The organism is Pseudomonas sp. Z2-11, from assembly GCF_054161305.1.
In genome coordinates this window covers 220091-234420 of record NZ_CP096395.1, presented here as the reverse complement: position 1 = coordinate 234420, position 14330 = coordinate 220091, and the positions used below count along the sequence as shown (strand labels likewise).

The 14330-nt window shown below is 62.3% G+C and carries 12 protein-coding genes; all 12 read right to left on the bottom strand.

Translation table 11 applies throughout. The features are described from left to right. Positions 1-56: 56 nt before the first annotated feature. Complete coding sequence (locus M1E16_RS00975) at positions 57-977, bottom strand: sigma 54-interacting transcriptional regulator (protein ID WP_458128986.1); 921 nt, start codon at positions 975-977, stop codon at positions 57-59. A gap of 47 nt (positions 978-1024) precedes the next feature. Further along, entirely contained in the window at positions 1025-1606 is a 582-nt protein-coding gene (locus M1E16_RS00970; protein ID WP_458128985.1) for an alpha/beta hydrolase, read from the bottom strand. 223 nt (positions 1607-1829) lie between these two features. Beyond that, positions 1830-2075: a DUF2789 domain-containing protein gene (locus tag M1E16_RS00965; protein WP_458128984.1), complete on the bottom strand. Its 246-nt coding sequence runs from the start codon at positions 2073-2075 to the stop codon at positions 1830-1832. Positions 2076-2130: 55 nt separating this feature from the next. After that, complete coding sequence (locus M1E16_RS00960) at positions 2131-4566, bottom strand: alpha/beta hydrolase (RefSeq protein ID WP_458128983.1); 2436 nt, start codon at positions 4564-4566, stop codon at positions 2131-2133. 9 nt (positions 4567-4575) lie between these two features. After that, positions 4576-6018, bottom strand: a complete 1443-nt coding sequence (locus M1E16_RS00955; RefSeq protein WP_458128982.1) for a TIGR01777 family oxidoreductase — start codon at positions 6016-6018, stop codon at positions 4576-4578. After that, entirely contained in the window at positions 6011-6499 is a 489-nt protein-coding gene (locus M1E16_RS00950) for a cell division protein (RefSeq protein ID WP_434626609.1), read from the bottom strand. The genes M1E16_RS00955 and M1E16_RS00950 overlap by 8 nt, the downstream gene beginning before the upstream one ends. 247 nt (positions 6500-6746) lie before the next feature. Next, entirely contained in the window at positions 6747-7613 is an 867-nt protein-coding gene (locus M1E16_RS00945; protein ID WP_458128981.1) for an ABC transporter permease, read from the bottom strand. A gap of 12 nt (positions 7614-7625) precedes the next feature. Further along, complete coding sequence (locus tag M1E16_RS00940) at positions 7626-8486, bottom strand: ABC transporter ATP-binding protein (protein WP_434626611.1); 861 nt, start codon at positions 8484-8486, stop codon at positions 7626-7628. A gap of 5 nt (positions 8487-8491) precedes the next feature. Further along, positions 8492-9517, bottom strand: coding sequence for an ABC transporter substrate-binding protein (locus M1E16_RS00935; protein ID WP_434696229.1), 1026 nt, complete (start codon positions 9515-9517; stop codon positions 8492-8494). 37 nt (positions 9518-9554) lie between these two features. Further along, positions 9555-10457: a TauD/TfdA dioxygenase family protein gene (locus M1E16_RS00930; RefSeq protein ID WP_458128980.1), complete on the bottom strand. Its 903-nt coding sequence runs from the start codon at positions 10455-10457 to the stop codon at positions 9555-9557. A 348-nt stretch (positions 10458-10805) separates the two neighbouring features. Further along, positions 10806-12173 carry an HlyD family type I secretion periplasmic adaptor subunit gene (locus tag M1E16_RS00925; protein ID WP_434602468.1) on the bottom strand — a complete coding sequence of 456 codons (1368 nt, stop codon included), beginning with the start codon at positions 12171-12173 and terminating at the stop codon, positions 10806-10808. Further along, positions 12163-14319 carry a type I secretion system permease/ATPase gene (locus M1E16_RS00920; RefSeq protein WP_434626614.1) on the bottom strand — a complete coding sequence of 719 codons (2157 nt, stop codon included), beginning with the start codon at positions 14317-14319 and terminating at the stop codon, positions 12163-12165. The genes M1E16_RS00925 and M1E16_RS00920 overlap by 11 nt, the downstream gene beginning before the upstream one ends. Between the last annotated feature and the right edge of the window lie 11 nt (positions 14320-14330).

The following is a 14330-nucleotide window of genomic DNA, read 5'->3' as shown; positions in this document are numbered from 1 at the left end:
CGACGAAATAGCCAGACCGAAACCACGCGTCACCGCAGGGTTGGACAAAAAAACATTTAGAGTTTACTTATCCATTCTTTTAGTTGATCGAGACGCGCCCGGTCATGGTTCCTTAACTCTTGGACCATTCGTTCAATGAGTACTAACGGCTCCAACGGTTGTGGCAAATTCAGATGCTCCGGCAAAATCTCATCGCCGGCACTCACCAGCAATGCAAAATGAATAACGTTCTCCAACTCGCGGGTGTTGCCCGGCCAGCTGTGGCGTTCAAGCTCCCGTTGCGCCGCTGCACTGATCAGCGGCACGGCCAGGCCAAGGCGCTGGCTGTAGATGCCCAGGAAGTATTCGGCCAGGGAAAGGATATCGCCCACCCTCTCGCGCAAGGCGGGTAACTCGAGCTGTCCCTCGCTCAGATAGTGATAAAGCCGGTCATGAAATTTTCCGGCGTCCACCGCTTGCGCCAGATCAATGCTGGTGGCCGCCACCAGGCGCACGTCCACCGGGCTCGGTTGTTGGGCGCCAACACGCGTGACCTCATGGTTTTCCAGCGCCGCCAGCAACTTGATCTGGATCGGCAGCGGCAGGTCTCCGATCTCATCCAGGTAGAGCGTGCCGCCGTTGGCCGAGCCGAACCACCCGGCCCGACTGCTGGCCGAACCGCTATAACTGCCGGCGGAATAACCGAACAATTCGGCGTCGGCGTAGGTCGGGCTGATAGCGCCGCAATTGACCGAAACAAACAGCCCACCGCGATTGCTCTCGCGATGGATATGCCGGGCCAGCAGCTCCTTGCCGGTGCCGGTTTCGCCGCGAATCAGCACCGAAACCGCCCGTGGCGCCAGTTGTTCCAACTCCTGGCGCAACTGCCGCGAACGCGGGTCGACGAACACCAGTGCCTTGGCACGGATGCTCAGGGGGCTTTTTTCCGAGTCGGGAAAGGTCAGCAAGGGCTGACCGAAGGTTTCATGCAGGCTCATGGCAGGCTCCCGCCCCAAACCGCCGGCGAGACGGAGGGCATTAAAATTCAGGCGCGACGCAGGGCGTGATGCTCCATGCGGTTTTGCAAACGATAGAGATAAGCGAAACCCTGCTCCCAGCGCTGGTGGCCGGACTTCACATTGATGTGCCCCGCCCCGGCCAGGATCCCGGCCTCGGCCCCCCAACTCCGCGCCAGCTCCATGGCGCGCGCGGCACTGACCGCCGCGTCGTTGTCGGAACTGACCACTTGGCTGGGAAACGGCAACAAGTCCGTGGGAATCGGCGCGAAGTTGCGTAGCGCCGAGGCACAAGCGGGCCGCTCGACATCCGCCGGCGCCACCAGCAACGCGCCACGCACCTGCCGCAGGAATGGCACCGGCGCGGTGGCGGCCCAATGGGCCACGGTGATGCAACCCAGGCTATGGGCGATCAGAATCACCGGTGTGCTGTCGCTGGCGATGGCTTCGGCCAGCGCGGCGACCCAGTCTTCACGCCGTGGCGTCAGCCAGTCAGCCTGCTCGACCCGGGCACTGTTGGGCAGGCTGTTCTGCCAGTGGGTTTGCCAATGATTTTCCGGCGATCCTTGCCAGCCCGGCACAATCAGGTAGCGAATCGATTCGTTGCGCATGGGTGCTCTCCTGCTTGTCTGTTCCCGGACGAGTATAAGGAGGAGAGTTATATTATTTAAGGAATAAGGAGCTATTTGGTAATACTAAAATCGAATAAAACGATTATCTCAGTGGGAGCGAGCCTGCTCGCGAATAGGACCATCAATCAGCATAGATGCGGCAGACTGCCGCTTTCGCGAGCAGGCTCGCTCCCACAGTTCGCCACAGTTTTTTTACCGCGAGTCACTCGCTCCGTCCCTTGCGCAACAGCACGTCGAGTTGATCCACCACCACCGCCCAGTCGGCATCTTCAAGAATTTCGTCGCGCAGCAACTGCCGCTGGCCCTCGTTCCAGAAGAACGCTTCGGACAGGTGCAGCTCGGGCTTGAGCGGCGAGTGGATGGCGATGAACTGATCGATGCTGACGGCGTCGTCGGGCAGACCGAGTTGTTTGAATAACGCGGGCAGCGTATGGACTGGGGATTCCATGCGGGACTCCTGAGCATGAACGGATGGCTGGCTGTGTTCCTCAGTCTAGACCCTCCTACTCCACCAGCCTCAACTCCCCATCGCAATACACCACCTCACGCCCCAACCATCCCACGTCTACTTGAGGCAGTACCGCCGAAGGTTTGCGCAGTTCACGCAGCAACGTCGAGCCATGGGACAGGCGGCCGCCCATGCGCGCGATCACGGCGCGGGCGCCTTGATAGTGAGCGTGGCGGCCAGGGTCCAGGGTGTCTTCCAACAGGATGTCGTCGCCAAGAATGCCCTGGGCCTGGCCCGGGTAGATCAGGAATCCGCTCGCCTGCTCGGTGCCTTCACGACCGTCCTGCCAGAAGCTGCCGTCGCGGCTGCGGATGTCCCGGTGCGGCGCGAACCAATGCTCGCGGTCGGCGCTCGGCATGGCGTGGTGCAGGCGGAAAAAGATCCGCATCAGGTTGTCGCGATACCATTCGCGCACCTGCAAGTAGTAGCCGCGCAGCCCTGGCAGGCCGGCGCCATGGGCCAGGCGAATCGTTAACGGCCATTGCGGGAAGGGTTGCAATGGCAGCTCGGTCGGCGCCGGGCGCGGCGTTGCCGGATCGGTTTCCCAAGGCAAGCGATGAGGGCTGTGTTCGAGATTGTCATAGGCGGTCGGCGGTCGCCCCAGCCAGTCGCCGCCACTGCTGGCCAAGGCGCTGGCGATGCACAGGTTGCCCTGCACCACGAACACGTAGAAGCGAGTAAACCAATCGGCCAGGTGCTGGCCGTCAGCGCCTTGTCCGGTCAGTTCGTGCAGCTCTCGGTCGAAACGGCGCAAACCGTTTTCCAAGGTAAGCAGATGCCCGCGAGCGATACGCTGCATGCGCAAAAACAACGGCAGCGACCGCAGCAGGCGCAGCGGCCGCCAAGGCAAGTGCGGCGTTGCCCCACCGACCTCGCCGGCATAGCTGCTGGCGCTGACGCCCCAGTCGGTCAGCCGGGCGAGAAACAGGTCGTTGTTGATATACGAGGCGCCGCCAAACACCGCGGTGAAAGGCTCGTTGTCCTGCAAAATCCGTGAATCCCAACGCGCCATGATCGCCGGAATGCTTGCCGCCGCACGACGCTGGGCGTACTCCACCAGGACGCTGGGCTGTGGCGGCAGGATCTCGGCGATGTTGGCGGCGGTCAGGTGGCGGCGCCAGCCGTAGTCGCTGATCGGCCGGTATTGCAGCAACCAGAGTTGCGTGCCGTCCCAGGCCCATTCGACATCACCGGGCACGTAGTGGAAGACCCGCAGCACGCCCTGGAGAAACTGCCACAGCGCTTCGGCGGTCAGGCCATGGGCCGGCGTGAATGTACCACTGTTCCAAGACTCGCCGAGACGGGAAATGATCGCTCGATCAGGGCTCACCTTGCCATCGGCCAACGACTCCAGATGGCCTTCGACCCATTCCAGCTCAACCGAAAGGTGACGCACAAAGGCGATCCCGGACAGCCGTGGGGTGATGAAACGCTGCACCACCACTTCCTCGACACCCGCCGCGCTCAGCTCGGCAATGCGTGTCGGCACATTGTGTGTCGGCTCGCGCAAGTAGGTGGTGCTCAAGCCCGCATTGGCCGCATCGGCCTGATCCTCCCCGTAACTGGAGGAACGCACGGCCCAGGCAGCATCCGGCTGGCTGCACAAAAATCCTGGCAAGCGTGGATCATGACAATCGTTGAGTGACAGCGCCGCTGGCACCGGCTGCCCGGCCAGCTCCGCCAGGCGCAAGCGGCCACCCTTGGTGTGCGCGACGAACCCGCGCTCGCCGGACTCCAGCCAGGCGGCGAATTCAGCCGGTGAGTCGATCCACGGGTAGTGGCCCCAACCGGGCTTCAAGCTGATGGTCAAGTCGGCGCGGGCAAGAATGGCTGACCATGCCGCTGCCTGGGCGATGCCGAGCATCTTGTCCTGATCGCCCCATACCAGTTCGACCGGGTCGCTGATCCACTCCAGCAACGGCAACGCGGTGTCGGCGCGCACCAGATCCCAATGCGGCACAAAGGCCCGGCAGCGGGCATAGCCGGCGCCCATGCGCTGGTACTGCGCGGGCGTCCATTGCTGGCGGGAGAACTTGTGGGCGAACAGCCTTGGCTTGTTCGCCAGCAGCCAGTGAATGGTCTTGCGAATCGGCAGCGGCGACATCAGCGCCGGCAATCGTCGCTGCCACAAGAACGCACCCACCGGCGCCAGCAAAACGCTGCGGCAAAAGTGTCCGGGCCGGCGTTGCAAGGCGTGCAGCACCAGCAAGGCGTTCACCCCGACCGCCATTATCGCACTGCCCTTTACCGTTGCCGCGAGCAACGCCTGTGCGTAGGCCGCCAGGTCTTCACAAGGAGCCTGAGGGTTGTCGCCGAAACCGGGCAGCTCCAGCGGCACCACGTCGTAGCGTTTGAAGTGCGGCAACGCGTCGTCCCACCAATCGGCAGCGCTACCGTTGCCGGCCAGCAGGTACATCCTCGGCTTGCTCATGGACAGTCCTCAGGCCAGGTCGCGCAGGGCAGCGTCGAGTGTGGGGTAACGGAACGTATAACCGGCCTGAACGAGACGATCGGGCACCACGCGCTGGCCGTCGAAAAACAGCTGGGCCATCTCGCCAGCCAGGGCGCGCACCGGCGCGGCCGGGATGTGGAACCACACCGGGCGCTTGAGCGCCTGGCCGACACGTTCGGCGAACAAAGCCTGACTGACCGTTTCCGGCGCTACCAGGTTGTAGGTGCCGCTCAGGCTTTCGTCCTCGAAGGCACGGGCGATCACCTGGATAACATCGTCGCGGTGCACCCAACTCATGATTTGCCGACCATCGCCCATCCGCCCACCGAACCCCAGGCGAAACGGAATCAGCAACGGCAGCAACGCACCGCCCGGACCGAACACCACGCCCAGGCGCATCACCACCTGTCGCACGCCCAACTCGGTTGCGGGCCGCGCAGAGGCTTCCCAACGCGAACAGAGTTCGGCCATGAAACCATCGCCCTGGCTGGCGCTTTCATCGAGGCTTTCGCTGGCGTCGCGCACGCCATAAAAACCGATGGCCGACGCTTGAATCCACAACGCCGGTTTGTGCCGGGCGTTCTTCAACCCTGTCATCAAGGCTTCGGTGGTATCGACCCGGCTGGCGATGAGTTGCGCCTGGCGCCTCGGGCTCCAGCGCGGCCCGGCCACCGGCGCGCCCGCCAGGTTGATCAGTACATCGAAGGTTTCGTCATGGCCCAGCTTGCCCAGCGAACGCACGCAGCGGGCGCGGCCGTCAAACAGATAGGCCGCCCTCAATGGATCGCGGGCCAACACGCTGACCGTGTGCCCGGCATCGAGCAACTGATTGACCAGGGTCTCGCCGATAAACCCGGTGCCTCCCGTGACCAGCACGCGCTTGTAGGCAACACCGGCAAACGGGTTGCCCGGCTTGCCCTGGCGCTGCATGCGCAAGGCGGCCAAGCCGTCGCGAATGCCCGAGGCGGTGACGCCGATGGCAAACAACGTCAGCAGCCAGCCGCGCCAGCCCAGGTCGATCGTGCTCAGGCCGGTCGGCAGGCTCGCCCACTGCGCCAGTTGCACGCCGTACAGCGCGAAGAAGGCCCCACCGTTGACCGCCAGCACGGTGTGCATGATGCGCTCGATGGGCGGCAGTTTGCGGCTACGGTCCTCGACCACGAAATCCCACAGCGTCAGGCCGATCTCCAGGGCGAACAGCAGCGCGATGACGATCGCCCATGTCCCTTCGAAGGCCAGATGCGCGATACCCAGGAACAGGATCCCGTAGAAACACGAGCGCAGGGAGTGGATGGAGAGTTCCAGCCGCGCACTGTGGCGATAGGGCAAGGCAACGGTGAGTTCATGGTGATACAGAGTATCCAGCGCACCGAGGATGGCCTGGGCAATCAGCAGGGCAATGGCCCAGTCCAGCGGCGAAAAATCAGGCATGGTTCGACTCACTCGATGTGTTGTCGGTCAGGGCGGTGCGGCGATCATGGCGATAAAGCCAGAACAGCGGCGGCAGTAAAACAAGTAATGCAAAGCTGTCGAACCACAGGTGCGACCAGACCCGCGCCTGGGCGGAAACCAGCATGTCCTGAGGCGCCCAGAGCAGAATGCCGACGATCAGCCAGCCCCAGGGCATGGCAGTTTTCAGGCGATCGCCGAGATGGACCAGGGCGAGCATGTACAACGCATAGCTTTGCAACGTGGCGCCGAACAGCGCCAGCCACCAGACCTGTTGCGTGCGGACGGTAACCGGCACGATGTCCGCACCCCAGAACGCCTGCTCGATGGTGTTCAGGTAATCATCGAGCAAGCCGGAGTGACCGGCCCAGGTCAGCGTAAGACCGGCGAGCAGATGCATCAGGGCCGCAGCGTACAGCCAAACGACCAGGGCTTTGCGAAGGGGGCTGGGAGGGACTGGCATTCCGTGTCCTGAAGGCTTGCTTGGAGGCGGCAAGTCTAATGGAAAAGGAAGGGGCTTTACTTGGCTAACAAGCCGGGCAGCGATAAATAAAATCCACTGCCTGGAGTCAGTTGGCGGGGAAATGGATCGGCTGGAATTCAAGCGTCAGGTTGAAAGGCCTGTGGTGAATCGAAGACCGCCATCGCGAGCAAGCTCGCGATGGCGTCAGCCCAGACACCCCCCCTCGCCACGGATGCTCATGAATGGCTTACCTTTGCATCCCCCAACGCTTCACCGTCACCCGTTCCAGGCTGTCGAATACCAGGTTCTCTATCAGCAGCCCGATGAGGATCACCACCGCCAGCCCGGCAAAGACCTTGTCGGTGTACAGCTCGTTGCGGTTCTGGAAGATGTACCAGCCCAGGCCGCCCTTGCCGCTGGTGGCGCCGAATACCAGTTCGGCGGCGATCAGGGTGCGCCAGGCGAAGGCCCAGCCGATTTTCAGCCCGGCGAGGATCGACGGCAGCGCCGCCGGAATCAAGATGAACAGCACAAAGCGCAGGCCCTTGAGCCCGTAGTTGCGCCCGGCCATGCGCAGCGTTTCCGACACGCCGAGAAACCCCGCATACATGTTCAATGCCAGCGCCCACAGCACCGAATGCACCAATACAAAAATCAGGCTGTTCTGCCCCAGACCGAACCACAGCAGCGCCAACGGCAACAGCGCGATGGCCGGCAACGGGTTGAACATCGACGTCAGGGTGCTGAGCAGGTCACGCCCCAACTGCGTCGACACCGCCAGGGTGGTCAAGCCAAACGCCAGGACGATGCCGAGCAAATAACCCTTGAGCAGCACCACCAGGGAAATCCACACCTTGCCCAGCAACTCGCCACTGAGCAAACCGTCATGTAGCGCACTGGCAGTCTGCAAAAAGCTCGGCAGCAACAGGTCGTTGTTCTGGTAACGCGCCACGCCCTCCCACACCAGCGCCAGCACCAACAGGATCAAACATTTACGCAACCAACCCTGCTGCCAAAGGCGCTGGCCCAGGGGCAATTCCCGCTGCAGTGGTACGTGGGTCAGCGGTTGCAGATCGACTTCGTATTCTTCGCGCGCAGGCGATAACTGGCTCATGAAAGGCTCCCCTCAGTACGCGATACGAATGTCGGCAAAACCCAGCTCGCGTTCAGCATCCGGCGATTGGCCTTGTTCGAACAGCAGCGAATGAATCCGCCGCGCCGTGTGCTGGAACCCGACGCCGCCAAGGCTGTGCAGATCATATTGATGGCTGTGGATTTCCGCCCGGACCCGCCCCGGATGCGGTGACAGCAGCAGGATGCGATTGCCCACCACCAGCGCTTCTTCGATGGAATGGGTAACGAACAACAGCGTGAAGCGCACCTCCTCCCAGAGCAGCAGCAATTCCTCCTGCATCTTGCGGCGGGTCAGCGCATCTAGCGCCGCAAAAGGCTCGTCCATCAGCAGGATCTTCGGTTGCATCGCCAGCGCCCGGGCAATCGCGACGCGTGCCTTCATCCCACCAGACAAGGTATGCGGATAAGCATCGGCAAACGCTGCCAGCCCGACTTTATCGAGGTAGTGCAGCGCCCGCTCCTCGGCCTCGCGACGTTTGAGCGTGCCCGACGCCAGCAGCGCGAACATCACGTTCTGCTTGACGGTTTTCCACGGCGGCAGTTGATCGAACTCCTGGAACACCACAATCCGGTCCGGCCCCGGCGCGTTGACGGCTTGGCCTTGCAGACGAATCTCGCCCTCGCACGGCGATATGAAACCACCAATGGCCTTGAGCAACGTGGACTTGCCGCATCCGGACGGGCCGAGCAGTACAAAGCGGTCTGCCGGATCCACCTCGAAACTCACTTGATGGGTGGCGCGGACTACACGCTGCGGGGTGCGGTATTCCAGGCTGACGTTATCCACCGACAACAGCGCGGTGTCGGTGCGGGTGGCGTTGCTGGCCGCGTGGCCTGGCAATGGCGCGTTCATGACAATCAGCTCCCCTGCAGCGGTTTGGCGTCCTGGAAGAAGTAGTCTTCCCAGGAGGCCGGTTTGTTCTTGATGGCGCCGACGCGGTAGAGGAATTCGGCGAGCGGGTAGGTGTTTTTTGGCGTGACGGTAAATTCGATCTGCGGGTTTTCGATGATCTTCAGCAGAGTCGCCCGGTCGATCTTGGCCTTGGTCACGCGCAGGTAGGTGTCCGCCGCCGCGCCTTTGTCTTTCTGAGCAAACTCGGCCGCTTCGGTCAGCGCTTCGACGAAGGCCTTGTAGGTCTTCGGGTTTTCATCGCGGAATTTCTCGGTGGCGAACAGCACCGTGGGCGAATTTGGCCCGAGCACGTCATAGGAATTGAGCACCACGTGAACATTGGGATTTTGCAGGGCCTGATCCTGGAACGGCGGGTTGGAAAAGTGCCCGGTCAACTCGGTGCCGCCGGCAATCAACGCGGCCGTGGCGTCCGGGTGCGGGACGGCCAGGGTGTACTTGTCGAGGCGATTGAACTCCTTGTCGCCCCACTGCTTCGCAGCGGCGTACTGCAGGAAACGCGACTGCACCGACACGCCTACCGCCGGCACCGCGATGCGGTCCTTCTCGGTGAAGTCGGCGATGGTCTTGACGTTCGGGTTGTTGCTTAACAGGTAATAGGGAAAGTTGCCGAGGGAGGCCACGGCCTTGACGTTCTGCTTGCCACGGGTGCGGTCCCAGACCGTCAGCAACGGCCCGACACCCGCCCCGGCAATGTCGATGGAGCCCGACAGCAACGCATCGTTGACCGCCGCGCCGCCGGACAGCTGGGTCCAGTCGACCTTGATGTCGATGCCCTCCTCCTTGCCGTGCTTCTCGATCAATTGCTGGTCACGGACCACGTTCAGCAGCAGGTAGACGATGCCGAACTGCTCGGCGATGCGAATCTCGCCCTCGGCCTGGGCGCTGGCCGGCGCGACCAGGCTGCCGGCCAGCAAGCTGAACCCCAGGCCGATAGCCGCAGCCAGCGGTGCAAAAGCGATGCGTTTGGACATGGTGTTTCTCCGGGCTCTTTGCGCACTGCGCAGCCGGTCAGAAAGGGGCGTCGCCCTGGATAGTGGTGCGATACAGCTTGCGGCGCAGATGGCTCGGGCATCCGGCGGCGAGGTGGATCAGCGAGCGGTTGTCCCAGAACACCAGGTCGTGGGGCTGCCATTGATGGCGATAGATGTTCTGGGGCAGCACGCTGTAGGCATACAGCTCGGCCAGGATGGCTTTGCTTTCATCCTCCGGCAGGCCGACGATGCGGGTGGTGAAGCCTTCGCTGACGAACAGCGCCTGGCGCCCGGTTTCCGGGTGGGTGCGGACGATCGGATGCACGACTTCGGCGACCTGGGCCAACTGTTCAGGCGTCAGCGTCGGGCGCCAGTTACCTTCGAATTTGGTCTCGCTGTAACGCGCCGTGTAGGAATGCGCCGCCGAACGACCCTCGATCGCTTTACGCAGTGTTTCGGGCAAACCGTCCCAGGCCTTGTGCATGTCGGCGAACAGCGTGTCGCCGCCCTCGCTCGGCAGCTCCTGGGCGTGGAGCATCGAGCCGAGGCTCGGCAGTTCCTTATAGGAAAGGTCCGAATGCCAGAACTTGCCGGCGTCTCCCAGACCGATGGACTGGCCGTTCTCGATGATGTTGGAGACGATGAGAATTTCCGGATGCCCGGCCAGCAGGAATTGCTTGAGCACATGGATTTGCAGCACGCCAAAACGGCGGCTGAAAGCGATGTGCTGCTCGGGTGTGATGCGCTGATCGCGGAACACCACGACGTGATAGTCCAGGTGCGCGCGGTGGATGCGCGCGAAGTCCTGAACGTTGACTGGCCGGGACAGGTCCAGCCCGACGATCTCGGCACCTACGGCACCGCTGAATGGGCGTACTTCGAATGATTGCGGCGCGATGTTCGCGGCATTTGAATCTGGAGAAAAAGAGACGGCTGGCATACATCACTCCCACGCACGGCGCGCTTGAATGGGCGCGCAGTCGATCAAAAACTCACGGGGTCACCGTGTCGGTTTGTGTCGTGCGGCGCGCCGATTGGTCGGCAGGTACGCAGGGGGATGACTTTAAGGGTATAAGAAGGCTAATTTAAATACTTAAAATGCATAACCATATGGCAGAAGCTGTGGGAGCAACACGGCCGTGTGGCGAGGGAGCTTGCTCCCGCTGGCCTGCGAAGCAGGCCCCGGCATTCTTTCAGGCTGACCATCTTGCCTGGTTTTGCGAATGCTTCGCAGCCGAGCGGGAGCAAGCTCCCTCGCCACAAACGCTACGAGCACTGAGTCCAGGGCTTACCGCTCATGCAACGCCTCGGCCCGGGCCTTGATGATGGGCTTGAGCAGGTAGCTCAGCACGGTCTTCTTGCCGGTGATGATGTCCACCGACGCCACCATCCCGGGGATGATCAGCAAGGGCTTTTCAGGCGTGCCCAGGTGGCTGCGTTCGGTGCGCAACTTGATGATGTAGTAGGTGGTTTTCTTGTCTTCATCAGTGATGGTGTCGGCGCCGATCTGTTCCAGCTTGGCTTTCATCCCACCGTAGATGGTGTAGTCGTAGGCGGTGAATTTCACCGTGGCGTCCTGGCCGGGGTGCAGGAAGGCGATGTCCTGGGGACGGATCTTCGCCTCCACCAGAATGGTGTCGTCCAGCGGCACGATTTCCACCAGGTCGCTACCGGGCTGGATTACCCCGCCGATAGTGTTGACCAGCAGTTTGTTGACAATGCCGCGTACCGGCGACGTCACCAGGGTACGGCTCACCCGATCTTCCAGGGCCTTGCCGGTGGCTTGGGCCTTGTTCAGGTCGGTGCGCGCCTCATTGAGTTGGGTCAGTGCCTCGCTGCGGAACTTGCCGCGGGTCTCGTCGATCTTGCGCTGCACCTCCTTGATCGCCGACTCGGCGCGGGGGATCGCCAGCGTCGTCGCGTCCAGTTGCCCACGGGTCTCGACCTCGGCGCGCTTGAGCCGCAGCACTTCCACCGGCGATACCGCGCCCTGGGCCACCAGCGGCTCGGACATGTTGATTTCCTGGCGTTGCAGCGCCAGGCCGGAGCGGTATTGCGACTGCTTGGAGACGAACTCGCGCAATTCCTGCTGCCTCTGGATCAACTGCTCCTGCAAGCCGCCGATTTCATCGTGCAACTGCTGGCGGCGGCTGATGTACAGCGATTCTTCGCTGGCAGCCTGGCCCGGTACGGCCTTGAGTACATCAGCCGGGAAATTCAGCGGTCGGTCATCGACCTCGGCACTCAGGCGCTCGACCCGCAACAGCATGGACAGGCGATCCGCCTCGGTTTCGCCGACGTTGGAGACAAAGCGCGTGTCGTCCAGGCGAATCAACGACGCACCGGCGTCGACGATCTGCCCTTCCTTTACGAACAGCTCGGCGACGATACCGCCTTCCAGGTTCTGGATTTTCTGGATCTTGGACGAAGGAATCGCCTTGCCGTCGCCCTTGGTCACTTCGTCGATCTCGGCGAAGTTGGCCCACAGCCCCAGGAACACAAAAAAACCGATGATGCCCCAGATCGTCAGACGCACCACGCGGGGGGCGTCTTCGATCAGCGCCTTGTTGACTTCGGGCAGCGGTTGGCCATGCAGCGAGTCGGAACCTTTGAAGTAACGGCCAACAGCACCCTTGAAACCGGATTTAAGCAACACTGATCTGCCCCTTCTTCAACGCTTCCATGACGGCGGCTTTCGGGCCGTCGGCGAGAATCTGTCCACGGTCGATCACCAGCAGGCGGTCCACCAGCGACAGCAAGGATGCCCGGTGCGTCACCAGCAACACGGTCTTGTTTTCCACCACGGCGGCGAGGCGTTGTTTCAAGCGCTCTTCACCGGTGTTGTCCATCGCGCTGGTAGGTTCGTCCAGGAGCAGGATCGGCGGATTGAGCAGCAACGCGCGAGCCAGGGCGACGTTCTGGCGCTGGCCGCCGGACAGGTTCTGCCCGCGCTCACCGACTTGCAGTTCATAGCCTTGCGGATGTAGGCGGGCGAATTCGTGTACGCCTGCCAGCTCCGCGGCCTGAAGCACCAATTCATCCTCGACGTAGCGGGCACCTGAAGTGAGGTTGTCGCGCAGGGTTCCGGACAGCAGCTGGATGTCCTGGGGCACGTAGCCGATGTTGTAGCGCAGCTCGCTGACGTCGATCTGGCGGATGTCCACGCCGTCCACCAGCAACGCGCCGTCATCCGGCTGGTAAAGCCCCACCAGCAATTTTGCCAGGGAGCTTTTGCCCGAGCCGCTACGGCCGATGATGCCGATTTTTTCGCCCGGCTTGATCACCAGGTTGATGTTCTTCAGCGCGGCGTTCTGCTGGTTCGGATAGGTAAAATTCAATTGCCGACATTCAATGGCGCCCTGCAACACCTTGCGGCTGAGCGGGCGCTCGTCGAAATTGCGCTCCTGGGGCAGCTCCATCATCTGGTCGACGGAAGTCATCGTCACCCGCGCTTGCTGATAGCGGGTCAGCAGGCCCGACAACGAGGCCAATGGGCTCAGTGCGCGGCCGCTGAGCATGTAGCAGGCGATCAGCCCACCCATGCTCAGGTTGCCGGCGATGATCTGGTAGACGCCGAAGACGATCATGATCACCCCGGCCAGTTGCTGGATCAGCAAGGTGATATTCATCGCCAGGCCGGACAGCATCTTCACGCGCAGCTCAAGGCGGCTTAGGGTGCCGATGGTCTGTTCCCACTGGTACTGCCGTTCGCTTTCAGCGTTGTTGACCTTCACCGCATCCAGGCCGGCCAGGGTTTCGATCAGGCTGGACTGGCGCTCGGCGCCCAGGGCCATGGTTTTTTCCATGGTCGCTACCAATGGCTTCTGCAAGGCGTAGCCAATCAGCAAGGCGATCGGGAACGCCAGCACCGGGATCCACACCAGATGCCCGCCCAGGATCGCGATGACCATGAAGATCAACAGCGTGAACGGCAAGTCGATCAGGCTGGTCAGGGTCAGCGAGGCGAGGAAGTCCCGCAGGCTCTGGAACTCGTGGATGTTCTGGGCAAAGCTGCCGACCCGCGCCGGACGATATTTCATCGCCATGCCGACGATGCGCTCGAACAGCGTCGCAGAAATGATCAGGTCGGTTTTCTTGCCTGCCAGATCCAGGCACAGGCTGCGCAGCATCTTCAGGATCAAGTCGAAAATGTAGGCGCCGGTAATGCCGACCGCCAGTACCCACAGGGTTGATTCGGCCTGGTTCGGCACCACGCGGTCGTAGACGTTCATCACGAACAGCGGCGCGGCCATGGCGATGATATTGATCAGCAGGCTGGCCGCGATGGCATCGGCGTACAACCAGCGGGAGCGTTTGAGAGTGTCGCGAAACCAGGAACGCGCCCGTGGGATCAGCGTGCCGTGGTTGACGTCAAATTTATGCTGCGGCTGGGCGAAGAAAACCTTGCCACTGTAGTCATCGGCCAGCAGCTCGCGGCTGACGGTGACCTCTCCGCCATCGCTTTCGCTAAGCAGCAAGCGCGCCTGGTCGTCACCGGCCCAGCCCAGCAGCACGGCGCTGCGGCCTTCTTTGAGCAGCAGCAGAGCCGGCATGGCGATGGCCGGGATCTGTTCGAGCTTGCGTTGCAACACCCGGCCTTGCAGACCGGCACGGGCCGCCGCGCGCGACAATAAGTCGACGCTCAAGCGTTGCTTGGGCAACGGCAGGCCGGTGGTCAGCATCGCCGCGCTGGCAGGTTTCTGGTGCAGCATGCAGAGCGCCAGCAAACCATCCAGCAGCGGGTCATCGTGCAGCGTGCGCGGGTCGTGAACTAGTTCGACTGGACTGACTTCTGATTCCACGCTCGGCACTC